At 48.4% G+C, this 22,366-nt stretch carries 27 protein-coding genes; 8 read left to right on the top strand and 19 right to left on the bottom strand.

The features are described from left to right. The first annotated feature begins 41 nt into the window (after positions 1–41). Positions 42–635: a cytochrome P460 family protein gene (locus ABF87_RS01885; protein ID WP_160827439.1), complete on the top strand. Its 594-nt coding sequence runs from the start codon at positions 42–44 to the stop codon at positions 633–635. Positions 636–746: 111 nt separating this feature from the next. Here the strand turns inward: ABF87_RS01885 and gloB are convergent, their stop codons facing one another. Continuing rightward, positions 747–1,520, bottom strand: coding sequence for a hydroxyacylglutathione hydrolase (gene gloB, locus ABF87_RS01880; RefSeq protein ID WP_160827438.1), 774 nt, complete (start codon positions 1,518–1,520; stop codon positions 747–749). 89 nt (positions 1,521–1,609) lie between these two features. On the opposite strand from gloB, the gene ABF87_RS01875 reads away from it, so the two are divergent. From ABF87_RS01875 to dnaQ, 3 genes are read left to right on the top strand one after another with little or no spacing between them, the layout of a single operon-like run. Then, the gene (locus ABF87_RS01875) at positions 1,610–2,383 is read left to right on the top strand and encodes a methyltransferase domain-containing protein (protein ID WP_160827437.1); all 774 of its coding nucleotides are present in this window, start codon (positions 1,610–1,612) and stop codon (positions 2,381–2,383) included. A gap of 5 nt (positions 2,384–2,388) precedes the next feature. Beyond that, positions 2,389–2,847, top strand: a complete 459-nt coding sequence (gene rnhA / locus ABF87_RS01870) for a ribonuclease HI (RefSeq protein WP_160827436.1) — start codon at positions 2,389–2,391, stop codon at positions 2,845–2,847. Between the two features lies 1 nt (position 2,848). Continuing rightward, positions 2,849–3,565, top strand: coding sequence for a DNA polymerase III subunit epsilon (gene dnaQ, locus ABF87_RS01865; protein WP_160827435.1), 717 nt, complete (start codon positions 2,849–2,851; stop codon positions 3,563–3,565). Between the two features lie 77 nt (positions 3,566–3,642). On the opposite strand, the gene cheZ is transcribed toward dnaQ, so the two are convergent. The 12 genes from cheZ to tsaE all read right to left on the bottom strand — a co-directional run bounded on the left by cheZ (position 3,643) and on the right by tsaE (position 14,449). Continuing rightward, a complete protein-coding gene (gene cheZ, locus ABF87_RS01860; protein WP_160827434.1) occupies positions 3,643–4,401 on the bottom strand; it encodes a protein phosphatase CheZ in 759 nt (252 codons plus the stop codon). A 41-nt stretch (positions 4,402–4,442) separates the two neighbouring features. Then, positions 4,443–4,850: a chemotaxis response regulator CheY gene (gene cheY / locus ABF87_RS01855; RefSeq protein WP_160827433.1), complete on the bottom strand. Its 408-nt coding sequence runs from the start codon at positions 4,848–4,850 to the stop codon at positions 4,443–4,445. A 274-nt stretch (positions 4,851–5,124) separates the two neighbouring features. Further along, entirely contained in the window at positions 5,125–6,114 is a 990-nt protein-coding gene (hpnA, locus tag ABF87_RS01850) for a hopanoid-associated sugar epimerase (RefSeq protein WP_160827432.1), read from the bottom strand. Positions 6,115–6,156: 42 nt separating this feature from the next. Further along, complete coding sequence (locus tag ABF87_RS01845) at positions 6,157–7,227, bottom strand: phytoene/squalene synthase family protein (RefSeq protein ID WP_160827431.1); 1,071 nt, start codon at positions 7,225–7,227, stop codon at positions 6,157–6,159. A 58-nt stretch (positions 7,228–7,285) separates the two neighbouring features. After that, positions 7,286–8,539, bottom strand: coding sequence for a diaminopimelate decarboxylase (lysA, locus tag ABF87_RS01840; protein WP_160827430.1), 1,254 nt, complete (start codon positions 8,537–8,539; stop codon positions 7,286–7,288). Then, complete coding sequence (locus ABF87_RS01835) at positions 8,536–8,664, bottom strand: lipoprotein (RefSeq protein WP_160827429.1); 129 nt, start codon at positions 8,662–8,664, stop codon at positions 8,536–8,538. The genes lysA and ABF87_RS01835 overlap by 4 nt, the downstream gene beginning before the upstream one ends. 224 nt (positions 8,665–8,888) lie before the next feature. Beyond that, entirely contained in the window at positions 8,889–9,533 is a 645-nt protein-coding gene (locus ABF87_RS01830; protein ID WP_160827428.1) for an ABC-type transport auxiliary lipoprotein family protein, read from the bottom strand. Then, entirely contained in the window at positions 9,530–10,429 is a 900-nt protein-coding gene (locus tag ABF87_RS01825; protein WP_160827427.1) for an MlaD family protein, read from the bottom strand. The genes ABF87_RS01830 and ABF87_RS01825 overlap by 4 nt, the downstream gene beginning before the upstream one ends. Beyond that, positions 10,402–11,211 (bottom strand): ATP-binding cassette domain-containing protein, encoded by an 810-nt coding sequence (locus tag ABF87_RS01820; RefSeq protein WP_160827426.1) that lies wholly within the window; start codon positions 11,209–11,211, stop codon positions 10,402–10,404. The genes ABF87_RS01825 and ABF87_RS01820 overlap by 28 nt, the downstream gene beginning before the upstream one ends. A gap of 4 nt (positions 11,212–11,215) precedes the next feature. Next, positions 11,216–12,346: an ABC transporter permease gene (locus tag ABF87_RS01815; RefSeq protein WP_160827425.1), complete on the bottom strand. Its 1,131-nt coding sequence runs from the start codon at positions 12,344–12,346 to the stop codon at positions 11,216–11,218. A 166-nt stretch (positions 12,347–12,512) separates the two neighbouring features. Further along, positions 12,513–13,979 (bottom strand): N-acetylmuramoyl-L-alanine amidase, encoded by a 1,467-nt coding sequence (locus ABF87_RS01810; RefSeq protein WP_240143474.1) that lies wholly within the window; start codon positions 13,977–13,979, stop codon positions 12,513–12,515. After that, positions 13,943–14,449 carry a tRNA (adenosine(37)-N6)-threonylcarbamoyltransferase complex ATPase subunit type 1 TsaE gene (tsaE, locus tag ABF87_RS01805; RefSeq protein WP_275689394.1) on the bottom strand — a complete coding sequence of 169 codons (507 nt, stop codon included), beginning with the start codon at positions 14,447–14,449 and terminating at the stop codon, positions 13,943–13,945. Before tsaE ends, ABF87_RS01810 begins: the two co-directional genes overlap by 37 nt. On the opposite strand from tsaE, the gene queG reads away from it, so the two are divergent. Genes queG through ABF87_RS01790 form a run of 3 tightly spaced genes read left to right on the top strand, consistent with a single transcriptional unit; the run spans position 14,444 to position 17,703 of the window. Beyond that, positions 14,444–15,547 carry a tRNA epoxyqueuosine(34) reductase QueG gene (gene queG, locus ABF87_RS01800; RefSeq protein WP_160827424.1) on the top strand — a complete coding sequence of 368 codons (1,104 nt, stop codon included), beginning with the start codon at positions 14,444–14,446 and terminating at the stop codon, positions 15,545–15,547. The genes tsaE and queG overlap by 6 nt on opposite strands. Before the next feature lie 5 nt (positions 15,548–15,552). After that, positions 15,553–16,764 carry a formate-dependent phosphoribosylglycinamide formyltransferase gene (gene purT / locus ABF87_RS01795; protein ID WP_160827423.1) on the top strand — a complete coding sequence of 404 codons (1,212 nt, stop codon included), beginning with the start codon at positions 15,553–15,555 and terminating at the stop codon, positions 16,762–16,764. Positions 16,765–16,791: 27 nt separating this feature from the next. Then, positions 16,792–17,703 carry a D-hexose-6-phosphate mutarotase gene (locus ABF87_RS01790; RefSeq protein ID WP_240143473.1) on the top strand — a complete coding sequence of 304 codons (912 nt, stop codon included), beginning with the start codon at positions 16,792–16,794 and terminating at the stop codon, positions 17,701–17,703. 97 nt (positions 17,704–17,800) lie between these two features. Here ABF87_RS01790 and ABF87_RS01785 read toward each other — a convergent pair whose 3' ends face one another. From ABF87_RS01785 to ABF87_RS01765, 5 genes are all read right to left on the bottom strand, one after another. Next, entirely contained in the window at positions 17,801–18,937 is a 1,137-nt protein-coding gene (locus tag ABF87_RS01785) for a pentapeptide repeat-containing protein (protein WP_205012646.1), read from the bottom strand. A gap of 122 nt (positions 18,938–19,059) precedes the next feature. Beyond that, complete coding sequence (locus tag ABF87_RS01780; RefSeq protein ID WP_345789862.1) at positions 19,060–19,314, bottom strand: BrnA antitoxin family protein; 255 nt, start codon at positions 19,312–19,314, stop codon at positions 19,060–19,062. A gap of 13 nt (positions 19,315–19,327) precedes the next feature. After that, positions 19,328–19,570, bottom strand: coding sequence for a BrnT family toxin (locus ABF87_RS01775; RefSeq protein ID WP_240143472.1), 243 nt, complete (start codon positions 19,568–19,570; stop codon positions 19,328–19,330). Between the two features lie 145 nt (positions 19,571–19,715). Further along, the gene (locus ABF87_RS01770) at positions 19,716–20,015 is read right to left on the bottom strand and encodes an addiction module antidote protein (protein WP_160827420.1); all 300 of its coding nucleotides are present in this window, start codon (positions 20,013–20,015) and stop codon (positions 19,716–19,718) included. A 3-nt stretch (positions 20,016–20,018) separates the two neighbouring features. After that, positions 20,019–20,315: a type II toxin-antitoxin system RelE/ParE family toxin gene (locus tag ABF87_RS01765; RefSeq protein ID WP_160827419.1), complete on the bottom strand. Its 297-nt coding sequence runs from the start codon at positions 20,313–20,315 to the stop codon at positions 20,019–20,021. Between the two features lie 127 nt (positions 20,316–20,442). Between ABF87_RS01765 and ABF87_RS01760 the strand changes: the two genes are divergently transcribed. Continuing rightward, the gene (locus tag ABF87_RS01760; RefSeq protein WP_160827418.1) at positions 20,443–21,816 is read left to right on the top strand and encodes an SLC13 family permease; all 1,374 of its coding nucleotides are present in this window, start codon (positions 20,443–20,445) and stop codon (positions 21,814–21,816) included. On the opposite strand, the gene ampD is transcribed toward ABF87_RS01760, so the two are convergent. Then, positions 21,785–22,360 (bottom strand): 1,6-anhydro-N-acetylmuramyl-L-alanine amidase AmpD, encoded by a 576-nt coding sequence (gene ampD / locus ABF87_RS01755; RefSeq protein ID WP_160827442.1) that lies wholly within the window; start codon positions 22,358–22,360, stop codon positions 21,785–21,787. The genes ABF87_RS01760 and ampD overlap by 32 nt on opposite strands. Positions 22,361–22,366 lie beyond the last annotated feature (6 nt).

Raw genomic sequence — 22,366 nt, 5'->3', positions numbered from 1 at the left:
GATGGTTTCTCAGGTGCGACTAATTATTTTAAGGGCTAATTATGTTACAGTTTAGAAAGACGTTATTCGGTGGTATCGCTCCAGCATTATTATCCATTGTACTGGCAAGTCCAGTGGTAGCCTCGGATGCTCATCACGCGCATCACAAAGATCACAATTTTGGTGCCTTTACAAAAGACAACGTATTACTTACTCCAAAAGATTACCGTGAATGGATTTTTGTCGGCGGACCCGTTACTCCCAATGATATGAATGATGGCAAACCTGCATTTCCCGAGTTTCACAATACCTATATCGATCCAGCCAGCTGGAATCACTGGAAAAAAACTGGCGAGTTTCGCGATGGGACAGTTATCGTTAAAGAATTAGTCAGTGTCGGTACTAAGCAATCTGCGAGCGGAAATGGTTATTTCCCAGGCGAATTCAACGGTATTGCCGCGATGGTAAAAGATTCGAAACGTTACCCTGATAAACCAGGTAACTGGGCATTCTTCGGCTTTGAATCCTATGACGCCAAACAAGGTGCAATCCAGGCCGATGACGCTTGTGCCGCCTGCCATAAGGCCAATGCCGCGCAGGATATGGTTTTCATCCAGCACTATCCAGTATTACGAGCTGCTAAACCCAAAAAATAAATAAATGCAAGGCAATTTTTGCCTTCTAAGACATTGAAATAAGGCAATTTGACCCTGGAGCCGAAATATTGGGTCGAATTGCCTTTTGCATTTGAGCCAGCTATTTACTTTTTAAAAATTATTTTTCCATTCTCGTAATAGCCTGAATCTTTCTACGGGATCTAAGACGACGCGTGAGAAGTGATTCTGTACGCTTTGGATGATGGCGGATTGGTTACACCGCAGGAAAGGATTGACTTTCTTTTCCAATGCAATGGTCGTCGGAATGGTTGGAACTTTGCGATTTCGTAACTCCTGGGCTTTCTTTTCAAAGTCAAGCAGCGCTGGATTGCCGGGATCGACTTCTTTGGCAAAGCGAATATTATTGAGCGTGTATTCGTGAGTACAATAAACCAATGTATCATCAGGCAATTGAGATAGCCTCTGCAGGGAATGAAAGAACTGCTGTGCGGTTCCCTCAAACATTTTACCGCATCCACATGAGAATAATGTATCCCCGCAAAATACCATGTCCGCCGGGTGACGGACATAATAGGCAACATGGCCCTTGGTATGCCCTGGGGTATCCAGCACGGTGAGGCTGAGAGATAGTTCATTTAAATGAATGTGATCGTTCTCTTGCAGGGGATGGGACACATGCAGGATGTTTTCATTGCGCGGACCATAGACGGGAACATCAAATGACTGCAATAAATCACTGATACCCTGGGTATGATCGGCATGGTGATGAGTGACCAGAATTGCGATGAGTTGCAATTTTCTGGAACGCAGGTACTCAATAACGGGAGAAGCAGTGCCTGGGTCTACAATAACCGCATGCGTCTGGTCATGGATAATCCAGATATAATTGTCGGTAAAAGCAGGTATGGGATCAACGGTTAACATCAGGTCTCCATGCAAGAATCACTCAAAAATTTGATATGCTTCAGTTACTTAGTCTCGCCTTGCTTTTGATTCAATAAACATGCAAATTCATGATGATAATGCAAAATACTCAGCAATGGTTTGAGTCCTCATTGGGTCAATATTTGATCGATCATGAGTATCGCTATTTTGATCAAGCCGTAGCCAATATCTTTGGCTATAATGCGGTCCAGATCGGGCTTCCTCAGTTCAATTTTCTTCGCTTGAACAGAATGCCGCTACATTTCTCAATCGGACTTGAGCATCAGGTCTCATTACGGGCATTGGTGGATTTTCTGCCGATCCAGAATAATAGTATGGATCTGGCCATCCTGCCGCATGTATTGGAGTTTAATACCAATCCACATCAGATTCTGCGCGAAGTTCATCGGATCTTGATTCCCGAAGGACACATCGTGATATCCGGGTTCAACCCATTCAGCCTGTGGGGAAGTTGTCACTATCTTCAATCCTCACGACATGAGTTTCCGTGGAATGGGCGTTTTATTTCCTTGTCACGTCTGAAAGATTGGTTGAAACTGCTGGATTTTGAAATGGCGGGAGGGCGGTTATGCTGCTATGTACCGCCATTTAAGCAAGAGAAATGGCGTCAGCGCTTTAAATTCATGGAAGCAGCGGGAGATCGTTGGTGGCCGATCTCGGGCGGTGTCTTTTTTTTGCACGCCATTAAACGCACGCATGGCATGCGCATTATCAAACCCGGCTGGAAGCATTGCCTGGATACGAAAGAACGGATGGCACCCGCGACTCAGAAACTTAATAGAACATCCACTATGAGGCCAGGTATTGAAAATTTACGTCGGATTGATGATGAACCAAGCTAACCGCTATGAAAGTCGTTGAAATTTATACTGATGGAGCTTGCAAGGGCAACCCTGGCATCGGAGGGTGGGGCGCGCTATTGCGTTATGGCGGTCACGAGCGTGAAATCTTCGGTGGAGAAAAATTAACGACCAATAATCGTATGGAATTACTGGCCGCAATTCGAGCTCTGGAAGCATTGAAACAGCCGTGCAAGGTGCAATTACATACCGATTCACGATATGTGCAAAAAGGCATCAGTGAGTGGATCGAAGCATGGAAAATACGCAATTGGTATACTGCAGGAAAAAAACCGGTTAAAAATGAAGACTTATGGAAATTATTGGATCAACTGGCTCAACAGCATGACATCGAATGGTTTTGGGTGCGGGGTCACTCTGGGCATGATGACAATGAACGGGCGGATCAATTGGCAAATCGCGGGATCGAATTAGTGGCAGTGGAAGACACCGCTGCTTCTCGTTGATATGCGGCAGATCATATTGGATACTGAAACGACCGGACTTGAGCATAAGCAGGGTCATCGGATCGTTGAAATAGCCGCAGTCGAGGTAAGCAACCGGATGCTGACCGGGCATCATTTTCATTATTACCTCAATCCAGGGCGTGACAGCGATGAAGGCGCCTTGCAAGTTCACGGCCTAACCACAGAGTTTCTACAAGATAAACCAAAGTTTATCGAGATATCGAAAGAATTTCTGAGTTTCATTCATGATGCCGAACTCATCATTCACAATGCGCCCTTTGATGTCGGCTTTCTCAACCATGAATTGAATCTGGTCAATCTTCAATCCTTGGAAAGTCATTGCCGGCAGATCACCGACACCTTGAAATTAGCCAAAGAGCTTCATCCGGGCAAACGAAACAATCTGGATGCCTTATGCGAACGGTACAGCATCGATAATTCACGGCGTACACTTCACGGCGCGTTATTGGATGCCGAGTTACTGGCCGAAGTTTATTTGGCGATGACGCGAGGCCAGGAAAGTCTGCTGATGGATTTCGAGCATACCGAATTCATTCATACTTCAATGACTGATCTCAGTCATTTCAATTTCAGAATCATTCAGGCAACTGTTGAAGAATGTGCACAGCATGCTACGGTTCTGGAGAAAATAGCTCGTGAAAGTAATCAGCAGTGCATCTGGAAAAATTTGGATATTCAGAATCCGGACGATACGTGATATTAGGAGTGTGGATGTGAAAAACCACCGTTTCCGGTGGTTTCAAAAACTGCGTCTTGCTTTAAATCACGCTAACATCAAAATCCGAGACTCGCTAAAAGGTCATCGACCTGATCTTGATTGCATACGACGTCGGTTTGTTTCTCAGGATTGGTGACCGGCCCATTCAAAAGTCCTTCATTTGTGACAGCAGCCGGTTTTTTATTGGGTACATTGGCCAATAATAGATCGATTAAATCTTTTTCCAGACTTTGCACCATATGCGTGATTTTTTTGATCACTTGACCTGTGAGATCCTGAAAATCCTGAGCCATCATTATTTCCATTAATTGAGCATTGGTTGCGTTTGCGTGTTCCGGGACTGTGTCGAGATAATGAAGCGTATTGATCAGTAGTGTCTTGAATGTTTCTGTATCTGGATGAGCTTGCTGTGTTTCAAGTGCGTGCTTCCACTGTTCTGACAAGTTGATTGCATCTGCGGATAGCTTTTCTTGAATGGGCATGGCGAGTTCCGTCGCATTCAATGTGCGTTCAGCAGCCTGTTCGGTTTTGCTGGCAACATATGAAAGCTTGTCCTGCGCTTCGGGCACTTCCGCAGCGATCATTTCCAAACGCTTGTCATATCCCAATTCTCGCAGACTATCATGCAAGTTCCGGGTGAGTTGCCCGATCTGATCAATCACTTTCTTGTTAGTAACGGCTATTGGGTGATCTAGTTCGTGAATGGCAGTAATCTTTGCTGTTTTGGTTGATTTGACGGATTTTTTTGATTTTGTAGCGGTAGTTTCTAGAGGAATATCAGTGATTTTTGCTTTTATAAGACGTTTTGTATTCATTTCGGACTCGTCGTGATGTAATGAAGAGATGAAAAGGGTTGTTAGGCTTTTACTGCTATCTTGGCTTCCATATTTTGGAAAATCTTATTCAATTTTTCTTCGAGAACGGCTGCCGTAAAAGGTTTTACTATGTAACCGCTGGCCCCGGCTTGTGCGGCTGCAACGATATTTTCTTTTTTGGCTTCAGCAGTGACCATGAGTACCGGAATATTTTTGAGTGCTTCATTGGCACGGACATTTTGCAGCATGGTTAACCCATCCATATTGGGCATATTCCAGTCCGATACCACAAAATCAAAATTTCCTTCCTGTAATTTGCGTAACGCTATTGCGCCATCCTCAGCCTCATCGACATTGACGAATCCGAGTTCTTTCAAAAGATTGCGGACGATTCTACGCATCGTAGAAAAATCATCCACCACCAAGAATTTTAAATTTTTATCAGGCATATTTCTCTCCGTAAACAAGCGCCATTTTATGAATAACCAGAATTAATCAAACTGAATTCAATTTGCAAATTAATTAACTGGTTTATAGGGTTTTATGTGTGCTTTTTTTATCGACAGTTCGAGGTGAAAGTTTAGACGGATTCTCGAAAATTCTTATTGAGGTAGAGAAAAAAATATTCGAGTGTAATGCCTCATTTTCAGTGGTTCTACGAAGAGTAGAACGTTGAGTTAGCGCAGTGGTTTTCTTGAAATTCCTGAATGGGTTTTTGAATCGTTATTGGCAATATTCGTTATCTCTGAACCATTTGACCGCGTCCCTGAGTGCTTCGATAGCGGGTCGATGGCGGTAACCGAGCTCACGCTCGGCTTTTAAGCTGGAGAAGAACATCAGTTTCTTTGCCATATGGATACTATCGACAGTCGCCCGTGGTTCGCGGTGAGTGAGCACTGCGATTTTTTCCATACACCAGGCTAATGGAAGCATGATGTTGGTAGGTATATTGATACGGTTTTGAGAGGTTCCTGAGATTTCATCGATATATTGAAGGATTTGAAATAAGGTCAAGTTATCGCCGCCCAAGATGTATTGCTGTCCAAACTGTCCCTGTCGCAGCGCGAGCAAATGTCCTTCTGCGATATCATCGACATGGGCAATGTTGAGGCCGGTATCGACATAGGCGGGCATGCGTCCCATCAGCGTATCCAATACAATGCGTCCAGTCGGAGTGGGACGGATATCTCCCGGGCCAATCGGGGTCGAGGGATTGACGATGATCAACGGTAATTGATGTTTCATCGTCAGTTGTTTCACTGTTTGTTCGGCTTGGTATTTTGATCGTTTGTAGTTTCCCCGGATGGCGGAGTAATCGGAAGGGGTTTCTTCGTTAGCCGGTGATCCATCCGAAAGGAGCCCCAATGCCGCAACACTGCTGGTATAAACGATACGCTTCAGGTTTGCTTCGGCTGCTGCCAAAATCAATGCCTCAGTACCCGTGACATTGATTTTGTGCATGATTTCCGGATCAGGCACCCACAAACGGTAGTCAGCGGCAACGTGAAATAAATAATCGCAGCCATCAACTGCCCGGTGGAGAGAAGTGTGATCCAGTAGGTCACCTTCGACAATTTCTACCGGGAAGTTTTCAAGATTTTTTCGATTACTGTCCGGTCGTACCAGTACGCGCACATCGTGATTCGCAGCAACCAGACATCGCATCACAGCCGAGCCGAGAAACCCTGTAGCACCGGTAACTAATGATTTCATAGGGAAACAATGTGTGGAATCAATTGATCATACTTGCAAAAGTTATGGATTTTTGATGTGATCGCTGAGAATCACGTCGGTGAATGATCCGGCATCGGGAAGGTTTTTTGACGTGATTTCGAATAATAGATTCAAGGCCCAGTTATAGCGGGCAAATAAACTCGTTGCAATGATGGTTGCCTTGACGCTGCGGCGGTTGATTTTAACCTGATTGGCTTCTGAGAAGCTTCGATTCTTGTTGATGTTATTGAGGGTTAAAATGGCCATACCGATAGCCCAGAGACAAAAGCGTCGAATTCCTTTTTCCTCGGGAGGAATCAGGTGGGTATATATCAGCGCATTACGTAAATGGCTTTTGGCGATGCCCAGCAGTTCTGCCAATCCTGCCTGAAATTTCTCATCGGTCATTCCCGGTGTTAAATTCTTGAGATCAAAACCATGCTTATCGAAGATATCCTGAGGCAGCCAACAGGCGCCGCGCTGACGATCTTCCCAGATATCTTTGAGAATATTGGTCATTTGTAATCCTTGCCCAAAGGATACTGAGAGCTTCATCAGTACGGGTTTGTGATGATTGATTGTCGGGGAATAATCACAAAATAGCTCGGTTAGCATCTCACCCACCACGCCAGCGACAAAATAGCAGTACTGATTCATGGCGGATAAGTCCTTTAGGCCAGCCAGGGATTCAGTTTCCTGATAGTCGGCCATTCCTTTTGCCATGATCCGGACACAACGTTCCAGTGCGGCGCGCTGCGTCGGATTGAAACTGTGCGTGATCCGGATGACAGCAGCGGTATTCTTGATTAAATCGTGCTCTGCTGGAATGGTGTGATCCGAAAGAAGCGGATATAAAGTTTGGGAAAATTCTTCTGCGCAAGTGTTTCCGCTGACGACTTCAGAAAACATTTCGGATAATTGCCGGGTTTGTTCTGATGTGAGTGCATTGTCATCTTCTATGGTGTCGGTAATGCGGCACAGTAAATAGGCGTTCCCAATGACACGGCGAAGCGCTTCCGGTAACTGCGGAATGGTCAATGCGAAGGTGCGGGATACACCTTGCAGGATGAAATCCTGATATCGCTCATCTTCAGTGCTAGGAAGGTTGGTCATTACGAATTCATCATCGAGTGTTCGGGCGCTGCCGGTTTAAGCATGTTTGTCCTCTTCATCACGGCAATAAGCACTCGGAGCCTATCAATTGCTCTGTTGTTTCACGCCGGCGGATCAGGTGGGTGATCGATCCATCGACCATGACTTCAGCAGCACGCGGTCGAGTATTGTAATTTGAGCTCATGCTCATGCCATACGCTCCCGCCGACATGACTGCCAGCAAATCGCCTTGCGCGAGATGCAAATTGCGATCATGCCCAAGAAAATCGCCGGTTTCGCACACCGGCCCGACAATCTGATAATTCGTCGTTGCCTGCATATCTTTGATAACGGGAAGAATGTCATGGTAGGCATCGTACAGCGCCGGACGCATCAGATCGTTCATCGCGGCATCGACGATGGCAAAATTACGCGCCGGCGTATGCTTGAGATACCCGACTCGGGTGAGCAGGATGCCGGCATTCCCGATGAGGGAACGGCCGGGTTCGATCAATAGACGCTGACTGACAGATTGAGTACTTGCGCATAGTGCAGAGACATATTCCTTGATGGAGGGAGGTGATTCGTTGCGATAGCGAATACCCAAGCCGCCTCCCAGATCCAGATGAGTAATGGTCAGGCCTGCTGATTGAACGGTATTCAACAAGTCGAGTAGCTTGTTGCTGGCCTGCATGAACGGCGTCAGTTCAGTTAATTGTGAACCGATATGACAATCCAGACCGCTAAAGCGAACATGAGGATATGCATGCGCAGACTGATAAATCCTCATCGCTTCATCAGAAGGAACGCCAAATTTATTCTCTTTGAGACCTGTCGATATGTATGGGTGGGTTTTAGCATCCACATCCGGATTGACGCGCAGACTGACAGGGGCAATCTTGCCCATGCTGTTTGCAACGTGATTGAGTGCCACCAATTCTGCCTCGGATTCGACATTGAAGCACAGGATGCCGATATCCAGCGCCATTTTCATTTCATCGATGGTTTTTCCTACGCCGGAAAAAACAGTCTTGTGCGGATCGCCGCCGGCTCTGATGACGCGCTGTAATTCTCCTCCGGAGACGATATCGAATCCGCTGCCCAAGCGTGCCAGAAGGTTGAGTATCGCAATATTGGAATTGGCTTTAACCGCATAACAGATCAGGTGGTTGCGGTCCGCAAATGCGGAGTCGAATTCTTGATAAGCTTGAGTCAGGGCATTGCGAGAATAGACATAGCACGGTGTTCCAAACTTCTCGGCAATCTGTTTTAAAGGAACGGATTCAATGAAAAGCTCATCATTTCGATAGATAAATTCAGGGAATCCACTCATTTTTTTTCAGTTTCATTGGTCGAAGCACGATTGGGTTCGTCAGTTTGAGGCAGATACAAAGGGCCTTTCAGACCACAGCCACTGAATAAATAAGTTGCAAGCAATAGAGTAATGAATAAACGCACAACGAAGGTCTCATCTAACGGTCATGTGCGGGATACTAACATAACAGGACACAAATTTAATCAAACTTGCAATGGAGCAGGTCTTGAAAAAAGGCAGGGTGAAGGTCATGCTCGGTGAAATGGTTCAACACGTGCAATTCACGAAGTGCACATGAGCATTTTGGCCTCGATGCCGAAAAACCTGATGTGCAGCATTGGTTGAACGAAATTTTTGCAAAACTTCTTCAATGATGTCTTTTGGCCGGAGCGGCATTGGGCGGTAATTGCAAGGCGAGCCATTCGATCAATTCATCGATTAATTGATCGCTGGCCGCGCTCAACGCAAACACTGCGCCTTCCGCGTTGGCAGACGATGATTCTTGCTGAGCCTTGAAATCACTCTGAGCAAGGATCCGCCGAGTGCTGCGTTCGATCAAACTGACGCGTATCGCAATCATTCCATGACTGTCATCAGGCGTATCAAATACTTGAACGAGCTCATCCAAATCAATATGCAGGGTGTAATCGGCGTTGGCGATCGTGTTGCTTTTGATCACTTGTCCTTGAGTATCCGTGATGATGCGGTCACGGATTTTGGAAGTGAGCATTGCAGCGGGGGGGGCAATCCAACGGCTGCTGGCATAACTATAGGATTGCGCTGGATTGTGATAGCGCAGTCGATAATGAATAGCGGTGCTATCGAGCCACGTGGGCACCGTGGCATCGGTAATCAACAGACTTTTTTTCTGAGTCTGAAATGTTTTTGGGTTCTGATGAGATGCAGATTGCTGACTGAAATCATAGGTTGCAATAGCAACGGGCGCTTTTTGAATCGCGGCGCAGCCTGAAAAAAAGCAAACTGCGCAGACGGTCATTACTATTTTTTTCATGGGCGATTCTCCATCGGCGATACGAAACCCGTCTCCCCCGGCCCTGGGGCGGGCGGAGAACGACCAAACAACAAGCTTTGCGGGTTTTCTTCCAGCGATTGCAACACGCGCTCCAGCTTGGTGGATGTCCTGGTCACACTGGTGCTTGCCCGCTGAATTTCAGGTAGGGTTGACGCCAATTCCTGCACACTCAGCGACAAATTCTCAAAAATGCCTTCTTTTTGATTGGCTTTTGCGACTGCGAGATTGATTTCAGCCAATAACTGATCCAGGCGCTTGACCAGGGTCGCCGATTCAATGGTGAGATCGGTGAAGGATGACATCACGGGTTGGGCGTTTCCGGTAATCTTATCGATATTGTTGGTGGCTTTTTCAACATTCTTGAGAATTTGCGAGACATGGGTGCGATTCTGATCGTCAAGTAATTGATGCAATTTCAGGATCAGTTGATTGACATTGCTGAGCAAGTCCTGACCCGATCCTGCAACTTCCTCGAGCAACGAGCGCCGCATCGGAATGCGCTCATCACTCGACAATTTTTCGTTACCCACTTCGTTGTCATTCAATTGAATATAGGCCAAGCCGGTGACGCCCTGATAACCCAATTGCGCGTAGACGGTCTTGCTCAAGGATACATTTTCGTCGATTAATACATGGATGAGTATTTGTTGCGGGTTTTCAGGATCAAATTGGATGCTTTCGACTTTGCCGATATTCACGCCGCGATAAAGCACAGCCGATTGCGGATTCAGCCCACTGACAGATTCTTTCGTAACGACCCAGTAGCTGTTGCGTTTGACGTTGTTTCCACTGAACCACATCGCGACCAATGCGATCGTGATACTGAGAAAAATGACAAACAATCCGGCTACGAGGGCATGGGCGCGGTTTTCCATGTGGACTCCGAAGGATTTCGTTGATCGAATTTATGCCGTATGCTTTTGAAATAACTGCTGATGAAGGGATGATGATGCTGGCAGACCTCGCTCAATGTGCCGGCGATGATCACATGTTGATCTGCCAGGACCGCAATGCGATCCGATAAGGCGACCAACGTATCGAGGTCATGAGTTACCATGACAATCGTTAAGTCCATTTCGCTGCGTAGAGTCAGTATCAAATCCACGAAGCTCTCGCTGAGTTCAGGATCCAACCCGGCTGTCGGCTCATCCAGAAACAATAGTTCTGGATCCAACGCAAGGGCGCGCGCCAGAGCGACACGCTTGATCATTCCGCCGGAAAGCGTAGCGGGCATTTTATAGGCATGCTCTGGTGCTATCGCCACCATATCGAGTTTGATCATCACCAAATCATGAATGACGGGTTCACTGAGCGTATGCAATTCGCGCAGAGGCAACGCGACATTATCGAACACGGTCAGTGCGCTGAATAATGCACCCTGTTGAAACAGTACGCCAGAGCGATTGCGAATATGTTTGCGCTGGGGATTGAGGCTAGCGCCGCGCGCAGGCTTACCAAAAACTCTGACACTGCCATGAGAGGGTTTTTCCAGGCCGAGCATCTGGCGCAGCAGCGTCGTTTTACCACTGCCTGAGCCGCCGATGAGCGTCAGAATTTCCCCGCGATAGACAGATAGATTGATATCTTGATGAACGACATGATCGCCAAAACGCGTCTGAAGATCCTTAATTTCAACGATGTCATCAGTTTTTGTCATGGGTTTATGTCAATCCTACATCGGAAAATAATATAGCGAAAATCGCATCAATGATGATCACCATCGTAATGGCGGTCACCACGGACGTAGTGGTGCCTTCTCCCAGGCTCTCGGTATTGGGCTTGATGCGCAAGCCAAAATGACACGCAATCAACGCAATGATCATGCCGCAGACGACGCCTTTGCCTAATCCAAGCCATAAATTGGCGATTGGAACTGAATCCGGCAGTGCAGTAATGAAATACTGATAACTCAATCCCAATTGCAATTCTGCGGCAACCATGCCGCCCATTAAGGCGATTGCGCTCGTCCATATCACCAGCAATGGCATGGCGATGCCAAGACCCAGAATTTTGGGCAGGATCAAGCGCTGGCTATGGGAGATTCCCATGACCGTCAACGCATCGAGTTCCTGAGTGACGCGCATGACCCCAAGCTGTGCGGTCATCGATGATCCGGAGCGGCCGGCTACGAGGATTGCTGCGAGCATGGGCCCAAGTTCTCGGATGATACTGATGCCAAGGATGTTGATAATAAAAATATCGGCACCAAATAATTGCAATTGCTTGGACGATAAATAGCTCAGCACAATACCGATCAGAAACCCGACCAGCGCGGTAATGCCCAATGCCTGCGCGCCGGTTCGAAACAAATTCGCTGAAATTTCACGCCAGGGAATATTTATGGGATGCCGAGCCAAGTAGATCGCATCCATCAATAACTGTCCGATCAGTGTCACCAGTCCCACGGCATGCTGCCATAGCACCAACGCCAATTCTCCGAGGTGTGTGACTGGCCGCAGAAAGCTGCGGTCACCGGTTTCCGGTGGAAGTACCGGAGCTTGCTCCAATCGCGCAATCATCTTTTCGTGCTCTGGGCGCAATACTAAACTTGCCGGACGTTGCTCCTGCCAGACGCGCCATAACATCGCGATGCCGGCAGTGTCGATATGCTTGATGCCGGTTAAATCCCATCGTATATCAGGTTTGGCAGCTTGTTGGATCAGTTCGTTCGTCAACGCGCCCATCACATGTTCCAATGCCATCAGCGTATAGTTTCCAACCAGTACGATGCATTCAGTACCGTGGTCATTTTTCAATCGATACCAGTGAGTCGTCGGCTTATGGGTATGCATGAATCCTTGATTATTTTCAACGGAGTATCTCGTCCTTTTCGCAGCAATGCGGCGTTTTATTACGGTCATGATAACGCAGTAAAAGGATTTTCTACCGGAATTTAGTGTAGTGCTTGCATGGCATCAATGCAATTGCGGGGTGCTGCCGCCGCGATAGCGTAACGATTTATTTGGCTTGCGCCATTTCGGCGCGAGTCAGCGCCGGATTGTTTGAAAAGTAATTTTTGATGCCCAGAAAAACAGCATCTGCCATTTTATTTTGATAAGCAGTGTTACGTAATTTCTCTTCTTCAGTCGGATTGCTGAGAAAAGCGGTTTCCACCAGAATTGATGGAATATCCGGCGATTTTAGTACTGCGAAACCAGCCTGTTCGACATTCCGTTTGTGCAGGTGGTTGATGTCACCCAACTGTTTCAGCACATGCTCGGCCAGTTTGACACTGTCGTTGATCGTAGCGCTTAATGACAGATCGAGCAACAATTCTTTCATGTCTTTTGATTTTGAAGTGATATCGATTCCACCCATCAAATCGTTGTCGACGCTGTTTTCCTTGTTGGCCAGCCAACTTGCCGAAGTCGAGGTTGCGCCGTGTTCTGACAGCGTGAATACCGATGAGCCCCGTGCATGGGATTTTGGATTCGCATCGGCATGGATCGATACGAACAAATCGGCATTGGCGCGGCGGGCATTGATGCGCCGTTGCGGGAGGGAAACGTAATAATCACCATCGCGCGTGAGCATGGCGCGCATTGTCGATTCCCGGTCGATTCGCTCCTTGAGTTTGCGCGCGATTGCCAAGGTAACGTCTTTCTCGTGCGTGCCCTGATTCCCAACTGCGCCTGGATCCTTGCCGCCGTGGCCGGGATCGATGGCAATCACGATTATGCGGGGGATTTTGAGTGGCTTACGGTTTTTTGCTAACGACGAACTGCTTGGTTGCTTGGGCTGAGGTGTCGCGGTCTGCTTAGTCTGACGAGGCTGGGTATCTTTTGCGGGATCGGGTTTCTGAGCCGGTTTGGCATTGTGGGCCAGCGAAGTCACTAACTCATCGAGAATATCGCTTTCATGATCCAGGGCCTTTGCAGAAACTGGAGGTGTTGGATTCACTTTGATATCGGAATTGATTTTAGCTGCTTTATCAGGGTGATAAATGTCCAGAATCAATCGATGCCCCAGATTTTCCTTCGGCGCCACGAGGAAAGCGCGCGGCACCACATGCAATTTCAAGTCGAAGACTAACCGAACCACATCAGGTTTGAATTGCCCGATGCGAATCTTTTGGATGAAAGGATCGATGGCATCGATTTTCTGCGGTAATGAGGCCAGCGTGGGCGTGATCTTGATATTGCTCAAGTCGATGATTACCCGATGAGGATTATCGAGCATGCTCAGCTCATATTGCAGGGGTTGATTCGATTCCAGAGTGACTCGCGTGTAATCCGGTGTCAGCCCGACTTGAACGGACTTGATCGCGGTAGGGGCAGCCAGTACCGGCTCAAAAGCAAACAGGATAAAGAGAAAGAAACAGATCGCGCCGAGAAAATACCCAGGTGAATGATGCATGGCTTTCGATATGGTGCGATCGCCATGAGGTGTTAGGACATTTCTTGAGTGTTCCACTGTTGTAGGCATTGTATCCCTGGTTCCGTGCTGGCCCGAATTTCAATACTTCGACCCTTGTCATGAATCTTGATCGTGATCTGGAGATCGGCTATTGGCAGTAAATCTTCAGCTTTTTCGGGCCATTCCACGATACAGATCGAGGCTGGATTGAAATATTCCCGGAAGCCCGCTTCTTCCCATTCCAGAGGATCATTGAATCGATAAAAATCAAAGTGATACAAGTATAACCTAGAAATTTTATAGATTTCAACTAAATTATAGGTGGGGCTTTTCACTACATGCTGATAGCCCAGGCCGTGTAGAATACCGCGTGCGAGTGTCGTCTTACCGGCTCCGAGATTGCCCTGTAAAAAAATCGTCAATCCGGGCTGCAGGAAGCGGGCCATCCGGTTACCCAAATCGAGCATGGCTGTTTCATCAGCAAGATAGAACGTTAATTTGTGCGCTGATTCAGGATCAGCAGAAGGCGTGTTATGCAAGAAAATACCTCGGAAAATAATGTATCGGATTATGCGTCGGTGGCGCTTTCAATTAAAACGTGGGGCAAAGAACTCGGTTTTCAAGATATCCGCATTGCCGATGCGCATGCGGATATGACCGCAATTGAATCGGGTCTGTTCAAATGGCTGGGTGAAGGATATCACGGCGATATGGATTATATGGCCAAACACGGCACCAAACGCACCCGGCCCGCGGAATTGGAACCCGGTACGCAGAGGGTCATTTCGGTATGCATGAACTATGCGCCGCCGTCCATCAAAAATAGCTGGGAAGTCATTCATTCCGGCGACCGGGCATTTATTTCGCGTTACGCGCTGGGGCGCGATTACCATAAAGTGATCCGCGCGCGTTTGCAAAAGCTGGCCGACAGAATGACAGCGCAGATCGGCACCTTTCAGTATCGGGTATTTTCGGACAGTGCACCGGTCATGGAAGTAGCCTGGGCTCAGAAAGCCGGCTTGGGTTGGCGCGGCAAGCATACTCTGCTATTGAATCGCCAGGCAGGGTCGATGTTTTTTCTCGGTGAAATGTATGTCAATCTGCCATTGCCGGTCGATGAGGAAACCGGAAACTATTGCGGCAGTTGCACCCGCTGTATCGATATCTGCCCCACTCAGGCCATCACTGCACCCTACCGGCTGGATGCGCGTCGCTGCATTTCCTATCTGACTATCGAGATGAAGGACAGCATACCGGAGCCGTTGCGACCGCTGATTGGTAATCGTGTCTATGGCTGTGACGACTGTCAGTTGATTTGTCCGTGGAACAAATACGCGAAGATTACACGGGAAGCTGATTTTCACGTGCGTAACGGCTTGGACGATGTATCGCTGATCGAACTGTTTGGCTGGGATCAAGCTACCTTCGAAGCCAAACTGGCCGGCAGTGCGATTCGCCGCATCGGCTATCAGCAATGGTTGCGCAATATTGCGGTTGGTTTGGGTAATGCACCGTATTCGACCGAAATCGTACAAGCATTGCAGGGGCGGGCAGACGACGCATCCGAACTGGTACGTGAGCATGTGCAGTGGGCGCTGCAGCAACAGGATCAAAAAAGAACAGCCAATCAGGAGTGAAACCTATGAAAACACCATCGGTCATCGGTACGCCGCTGAGTCCATCGGCGACCAAAGTCATGCTGCTCGGCAGTGGCGAACTCGGCAAGGAAGTCATCATCGCATTGCAGCGCCTCGGCATTGAAACCATCGCGGTCGATCGTTACGCCAATGCGCCGGGCCACCAGGTGGCGCATCGCGCACACGTGATCAACATGGCGGACGGTCAGGCGTTGCGTGCACTGGTCGAACAAGAACGACCCGACATCATCGTTCCGGAAATCGAAGCAATCGCCACGGATATGCTGGTCGAAATCGAGCAAGCCGGACTGGCCACGGTGATTCCGACAGCACGCGCTGTGCGGTTGACGATGAACCGCGAGGGCATTCGCTGTCTGGCAGCGGAAACGCTGGGGCTGCCGACATCGCCGTTTGCCTTCGCCAACAGCTTGGCGGAGTTACAAGCGGCAATCGACAATAAAATTGGCTACCCCTGCATCGTCAAACCGGTGATGTCGTCGTCCGGCAAAGGCCAGTCGCGCATCGATCACGCTGGGGAAGTCAAAGCAGCCTGGGAGTATGCTGCCAGTGGCAGCCGGGTCGATCAGGGACGTGTCATCGTCGAGGGTGTGATTCATTTCGATTATGAAATCACGCAACTGACCGTGCGTGCGCGGGATGGTTACGGCAATATCAACACACATTTCTGCGAGCCGATCGGCCATGTGCAGGTGCATGGCGATTATGTCGAAAGCTGGCAACCGCAAGCAATGTCGCCAGTGGCGCTACAGCGTGCACGTGAGATAGCCAGAATCATCACCGATGATCTGGGAGGACTGGGCATATTTGGTGTGGAATTGTTCGTGAAGGGCGATGATGTCTGGTTCAGTGAAGTCAGTCCGCGGCCGCACGACACCGGCATGGTCACGATGTGCAGTCAGAAGCAGAGCGAATTCGATTTGCATGCCCGCGCAATTCTGGGGTTGCCGGTGGATACAACATTGCTCGCACCCGGAGCCAGCGCCGTGATTTACGGTCAGATCGAAGCCACAGGCATTGCCTTTTCCGGCGTGGTCGATGCACTCAACGTGCCGCAAAGCGACATCCGCTTGTTCGGCAAACCGGAATCGTTCAAGCGGCGGCGCATGGGTGTGGCGCTGGCCAATGGCAACGATACGAACCAGGCGCGAGAGTGTGCCAAGCTTGCTGCCAGCCGGGTCGTGCCAATCAAAGATTAACTCTTATCAATCAGGAATAAAGGAAAAATGATGACTATTGAACAATTGAACGCCAATTTTGGTATCGCAGATCAACTGAAATTGATCGCCGGTAAAGGTGGATTACCGATGATTCAGATCGAAACCGCCAAAGCCAAGGCGCTGATCTCGATCCATGCCGGTCAGGTGCTGTCGTACCAACCCGCCGGTGAAGCGGAAGATGTGCTGTTTCTGAGTGAAAAAGCGTATTACCAGGACGGCAAGGCGATCAAAGGCGGCGCACCGGTGTGCTGGCCATGGTTTGGTGCTGATCCGGAAGGCAAGGGTCGTCCCGGACACGGTTTCGTGCGCAACCGGGGCTGGAATCTGGTGGCGACCGAAGCGCTGGCCAATGGCGACATCAAAGTCACCGTCGGTTTGGACGATACGCCGGAAACCCAAGCCATCTGGCCGCATGCCTTCAGTCTGCGCCAGGAAATCGTCATCGGCGATACCCTGAACCTGTCGCTGATTACCCGCAACACTGGCAAAGAAAAATTCACCATCACCCAGGCCTTTCACACCTATTTCAAAGTTGGCGACATTACCCGCGCAAAAGTGCTAGGACTGGCCGGTTGCGATTACCTCGACAAAGCCGGTGGCGGTAATGCGCAAAAACACCAGACGGGTGACGTCACCATCGGCGCCGAAGTCGACCGCATTTATCTGAACGTCGGCAATACCCTGACCATCGACGACGCAGCCCTCAACCGACGCATCCAGATTACCTCGAAAAACAGCAAAACCGCCGTGGTATGGAACCCGTGGGAGAAAATCGCCAAGGATATGGCTGATTTGGAAGACGGCGATTACAAGCGTTTGCTATGCGTAGAAACCACCAATGCTGCGAATGATGTCGTCGAAGTTGCGGCGGGTGGGGAGTGCCGGTTGGTGGCTAATTATCGGGTGGTGCGTGATTGATGAGCTGATTGTGAGTGATGTCAAGACCTGATGCCTTGGGTTCTTGACACCTCTGGTGAGGAGCCTAGGGTTCTGCACCTTGAGAAGCTGGTATAAGCTAAGATTGTTTACTGATTTGGTTAGACACTACCCAATCCATCTTTGATTGATCGAAATTAAGAGGTTCGAAAAATACAGCTTTTTCAAAAAATGCATTCTGAAAATTTGCACCTTCCAGAATTGCTTCTTCAAAATAAGCATTAAATATGCGTTCGTTTACAGAGTAATTTTCAGAAAAAGGATTTTCGGTGCAGATAACAACGTTTTTGAATGTAGCTCCAGTGAAGTCTACATCTTTAAGATTTGTTTTATAAAAAAGAACTCGCCCAAGATTTGTATCCCGAAAATCAGATTGATTTAGTTGAGTTAAATTAAATTTTGTAAGCTTAAAATTAGCATTTCTAAAATCAGAATTGGATAATTCAGCACCTCTAAAATTGGTTGACTCAAGAACCGCAAATCGAAAATTCGCGTTATAGAAAACGGAGCAATCAAAATTTGTAATCTTCAAGTTTGCATCTTCAAAATTTGCTGCTAAACAAATAGAAAAGCTCAGATCAGCTTCAAGCAAATTTATTCCTGAAAAATTAGTGCCGTTTTCGTATGGAATGCATTTTAGACTCATTCGTCTCAGTGGAATCCAATTTTTATGAGTGGATATTTTTATGTGATGAAGAGATTTAAAAAAATTCAATTCTTGAATAAAAATATCGTGTATAGCACTTATAGCAGTTGGAATTTGTATTCTTTCGCCTTGATCAATAGATGCACGAATCGATTTAAATGATATGTCTGCCTCTTCAGAAGTTAATCTCCAAGAAGAAAGAACGCTACGATAGATTTCCATTGCTGGACGAATAAATCGCTCGCCATATTCACCCTTCACATATGGCAACAATTGATAAATTGCTGCCGTTTGTAGAGATACCTTCTCGCTATCGCCGGTTGCCCATTGTTCCAATTGGTGAAAATCTGATTGTCGAATATTTTCTTCAACGTGTTCTTGGTCTCGTCGTTTATCAGCATTGCGAAATATCCAAATAAAATAAGCAATGGGCGCAGCAATCACCATTGTAACGGGCGCACTGAGCCATGAAATATTAGTCAAATTCTTGTCATCAATAAAATTAATAATTTCTTCGTAGAAACAGAGAAGAAATACCATTTCAATGAAAGCAACAGCAGCTATTATCAATACGCGATTTCTCAGAATTCTTGTCAACATATCAACTTAATAACAAACCAAAAGAAACCAAGGTACCAGATCTTGACATCACTCATTCATGAAGATGAACAACTTTTCGTTCCATCTGACGGTCATGAACGATGCTCCCGTATCCACTCCATGAGTGCTTCATCCATGCGCGTTTGCCAGCCGCTGCCGGTAGCGCGGAACGATTCGACCACTTCACGTGATAAGCGGATGGTGATTCGTTCTTTGGTTACCGCGGCGCGCGGGCGGCCTACGCGCTTCAATTTCGCAAACTCGGCATCGGTTAGGGGTAAAGCATCCGGATCGGACAACGCGGCTGCGGTGATGGCGGCATCTTCTTCCGGTGTTGGTAGATACACTTTTTTGCCTGATTTAGTCTTGAGATACATAGCGTTTAACCTCTCTAGCATTTGCCTTACGCAGGCTAATAACGCGACGATAGTCGCCGAGGTCGGTGAATACCACATAAAATAAGCGTGTTTTGATGAGCGCAAGGGCGATGATGCGTACTTCACCGTATTCCATGCGCGTATCCTGCCATAAATTGAGCAGATTCCCAGTCAAGCTCAGAAGCCAGCGCCATCGATACGCCATGTTTGGCGATATTGATAGCATCTTTGTCGGGATCGAATGTGATTTTCACCTACATAATTGTGCATACAGAAATAACCTGGATCAAGTTATTTTTGTATGCACGGCAAGGGATTGCGTTCTGATATCACTTATTCATGAAGATGAGCGCGGTTGGAGTGACACAAACTCAGTGCCCGGCTGTTTCGACATGCAGCTTCAATCCGAGCGCCTTAATGACTTTCAGGATCGTGGAGAAGCTAGGGTTGCCGTCTCCGGACAAAGCTTTGTAAAGACTTTCTCTGCCAAGTCCGGTATCGTGCGCAAGCTGAGTCATGCCGCGCGCACGGGCTATGTTTCCAAGCGCTTTGGCGATAAAAGCGGCATCATCGCCAGCTTCTTCCAGGCAGGCGTCGAGGTAAAGTACTATATCTTCCTCAGTTTTGAGGTGTTCGGCGCTGTCCCAGCGTCGCAATTTGATTTTATCCATGGGTTATTCCTTAATTTTGCGCGCCAACTCAAGCGCTGTTTCTATATCCCGCTGCTGTGTCGATTTGTTTCCACCGGCCAGCAGCAAAAATATTTCCATGCCAACTTGTTTGTAATACACGCGATATCCAGCGCCAACATGAATGCGCATTTCGGATACACCTTCGCCAATCGGGCTGCAATCGCCAAAATTGCCATCTTCCGCCCGGTCGATTCGCGCCTGAATCCGCGCTTTTGCTGTTCGATCCCTCAATTCATCGAACCATTTATCGAAAACTTCTGTGGTTTGAATCGTATTCATCGGCAAGATTGTATCCCAATTTATACAGAAAATAAATTATTGGCATCAATGACTGGTGAGAAGCCAGGGTCATGTTTTAACATAACGGTCATGCAATGACCGAAACATCAAATTGAAATCTTACACAATGCTTAAAATTTCCTGGTCACTAATCTTTGGACCTTTATTAGCCTTTATTATTGCCATCAGCATGAACGCCTCCGGCTGGGACATCCAAGCATGCTGGGTCGGCGCAATTGTTACCTTATGCGTCGTTTGGTGGATTTTTGAGCCGATTCCGATTCCGGTGACATCGATCATTCCACTGGCGGTGTTTCCGTTGGCAGGGGTGTTAACGAAGGAAGACATCGCAAGAGCATACGGTGATGATATGATCTTGCTGATGCTCGGTGGATTCATGCTTTCAGCGGCGCTGGCGCATTCTGGCGCGCATCACCGCTTGGCGCTCGGATTGATTCGCATCGTCGGCGGGCATAGCAGCCGGCGCATCGTATTGGGGTTTTTATGTGCTTGTGCATTCATCAGCATGTGGATTTCCAATACCGCAACGACGTTGATGATGCTGCCGCTGGCGCTGGCAGTGGTCGATCAAAGCAGTGACAAAAAATTGGCCATCCCGCTGTTATTGGCGATCGCTTACGGCAGCAGTATTGGCGGATTGGGTTCGCCGATCGGCACGCCGCCGAATTTGGTGTTCATGCGCGAATACGAGGGTTTTACCGGGATCACCGTCAGCTTTACCCAGTGGATGGGTTGGGGCGTGCCGGTGGTACTGTTGATGACGCCGCTGGCCGGTTTGTGGTTGACCCGGCATTTGCATTTCAAGGGTGAATTGACGATGCCGCCAGCAGGGCCGTGGCGTGCGGAAGAGCGGCGCATGTTGCTGATTTTCGGGTTGACCGTACTGATGTGGATCACGCGCAATGAACCGTTCGGCGGCTGGAGTACTTGGTTTGATTTGAAAGGAGCGAGCGATGCAACTGTGGCGTTGATTGCCGTAGTCGCGATGTTTCTGATTCCCAATGGACGCGGTGGCCAATTGCTGGATTGGAATACCGCCGTCAAGGTGCCGTGGGGCATCCTGATCCTGTTCGCGGGCGGCATTGCGATTGCGCAGGCGTTTCTCGAGACCGGGTTGTCGAAAGCGATCGGTGAACATTTGGCGATTCTTTCCGGTTTGCATCCGCTGATCATCATTGCATTCGTTGCGCTATCGGTTACTTTTCTTACCGAAGTAACGAGTAATACGGCAATCACCGTTTTGTTGATGCCGATTTTTGCACCCGCGGCGGCAGCGGCGGGTATCGATCCGGCGTTGCTGATGCTGCCGGCCGCGATGGCCGCCAGTTATGGTTTCATGATGCCGGTGGGTACGGCGCCGAATGCGATCGTGTTCGGCACCGGTGTGGTGCCGATCGGCAGCATGGTGCGCGAAGGGCTGACGCTGAACTTTATCGGTGCTGCCGTCATTACGTCGGTGTGTTACTGGTTGATCGCCTGATCAAGTTGCGTGGCAAACCGCTGCCGTATCTGTCCCAATCGAAGCAGGACCCCGGATCGGTTTTGCGGCCAGGAGCGATATCCGCGTGGCCGGCGATATGTTCAATCGGGTAGTGATCGCATATACATCGCGTCAGAGAGAGCAAGGCGGAATATTGCGCATCGGTAAACGGTGTGTCGTCGGAGCCTTCCAGTTCGATACCGATCGAGAAATCATTGCAGCGTTCCTTTCCTTGCCAGCATGAGGCGCCTGCATGCCAGGCCCGTTTGAGGCAAGGCACGAATTGGATGACTGCGCCATCACGGCGGATGAAAAAATGCGCCGAGACTCTCAAATCACGTAAGTTTTGATAATACGGATGCGCATCGGGATCGATTTGATTGGTGAATAGTTCAATGACGCCATTGCCGCCGAATTCATCGGGTGGCAAGCTGATGCTGTGTATGACCAATAAACTGATGGCCGAGCCCTCCGGCCGCTCGTCATGATTCGGAGAAAAAATGAACTGAGCGGTGTCAAGCAGGCCGTTGGCGTCGATGGGCATAAAAAA

The organism is Nitrosomonas sp. JL21, from assembly GCF_009833095.1.
Taxonomy (GTDB): Bacteria; Pseudomonadota; Gammaproteobacteria; order Burkholderiales; family Nitrosomonadaceae; genus Nitrosomonas.
This window is presented reverse-complemented; position numbering and strand designations above follow the sequence as displayed.

Excerpts from the sequence above, each read along its gene's own strand:
- hpnA (WP_160827432.1), bottom strand. The coding sequence starts at position 6,114 with ATGAAATCATTAGTTACCGGTGCTACAGGGTTTCTCGGCTCGGCTGTG.
- ABF87_RS01830 (WP_160827428.1), bottom strand. The coding sequence starts at position 9,533 with ATGAAAAAAATAGTAATGACCGTCTGCGCAGTTTGCTTTTTTTCAGGC.
- ABF87_RS01885 (WP_160827439.1), top strand. The coding sequence starts at position 42 with ATGTTACAGTTTAGAAAGACGTTATTCGGTGGTATCGCTCCAGCATTA.
- dnaQ (WP_160827435.1), top strand. The coding sequence starts at position 2,849 with ATGCGGCAGATCATATTGGATACTGAAACGACCGGACTTGAGCATAAG.
- cheY (WP_160827433.1), bottom strand. The coding sequence starts at position 4,850 with ATGCCTGATAAAAATTTAAAATTCTTGGTGGTGGATGATTTTTCTACG.
- ampD (WP_160827442.1), bottom strand. The coding sequence starts at position 22,360 with ATGCCCATCGACGCCAACGGCCTGCTTGACACCGCTCAGTTCATTTTT.
- queG (WP_160827424.1), top strand. The coding sequence starts at position 14,444 with ATGCAAGAAAATACCTCGGAAAATAATGTATCGGATTATGCGTCGGTG.
- lysA (WP_160827430.1), bottom strand. The coding sequence starts at position 8,539 with ATGAGTGGATTCCCTGAATTTATCTATCGAAATGATGAGCTTTTCATT.
- ABF87_RS01845 (WP_160827431.1), bottom strand. The coding sequence starts at position 7,227 with ATGACCAACCTTCCTAGCACTGAAGATGAGCGATATCAGGATTTCATC.
- gloB (WP_160827438.1), bottom strand. The coding sequence starts at position 1,520 with ATGTTAACCGTTGATCCCATACCTGCTTTTACCGACAATTATATCTGG.
- ABF87_RS01760 (WP_160827418.1), top strand. The coding sequence starts at position 20,443 with ATGCTTAAAATTTCCTGGTCACTAATCTTTGGACCTTTATTAGCCTTT.
- ABF87_RS01875 (WP_160827437.1), top strand. The coding sequence starts at position 1,610 with ATGATGATAATGCAAAATACTCAGCAATGGTTTGAGTCCTCATTGGGT.
- ABF87_RS01775 (WP_240143472.1), bottom strand. The coding sequence starts at position 19,570 with ATGCTATCAATATCGCCAAACATGGCGTATCGATGGCGCTGGCTTCTG.
- ABF87_RS01820 (WP_160827426.1), bottom strand. The coding sequence starts at position 11,211 with ATGACAAAAACTGATGACATCGTTGAAATTAAGGATCTTCAGACGCGT.
- ABF87_RS01810 (WP_240143474.1), bottom strand. The coding sequence starts at position 13,979 with ATGCCTACAACAGTGGAACACTCAAGAAATGTCCTAACACCTCATGGC.
- cheZ (WP_160827434.1), bottom strand. The coding sequence starts at position 4,401 with ATGAATACAAAACGTCTTATAAAAGCAAAAATCACTGATATTCCTCTA.
- ABF87_RS01825 (WP_160827427.1), bottom strand. The coding sequence starts at position 10,429 with ATGGAAAACCGCGCCCATGCCCTCGTAGCCGGATTGTTTGTCATTTTT.
- ABF87_RS01770 (WP_160827420.1), bottom strand. The coding sequence starts at position 20,015 with ATGGATAAAATCAAATTGCGACGCTGGGACAGCGCCGAACACCTCAAA.
- ABF87_RS01815 (WP_160827425.1), bottom strand. The coding sequence starts at position 12,346 with ATGCATACCCATAAGCCGACGACTCACTGGTATCGATTGAAAAATGAC.
- ABF87_RS01765 (WP_160827419.1), bottom strand. The coding sequence starts at position 20,315 with ATGAATACGATTCAAACCACAGAAGTTTTCGATAAATGGTTCGATGAA.
- purT (WP_160827423.1), top strand. The coding sequence starts at position 15,553 with ATGAAAACACCATCGGTCATCGGTACGCCGCTGAGTCCATCGGCGACC.
- rnhA (WP_160827436.1), top strand. The coding sequence starts at position 2,389 with ATGAAAGTCGTTGAAATTTATACTGATGGAGCTTGCAAGGGCAACCCT.
- ABF87_RS01790 (WP_240143473.1), top strand. The coding sequence starts at position 16,792 with ATGATGACTATTGAACAATTGAACGCCAATTTTGGTATCGCAGATCAA.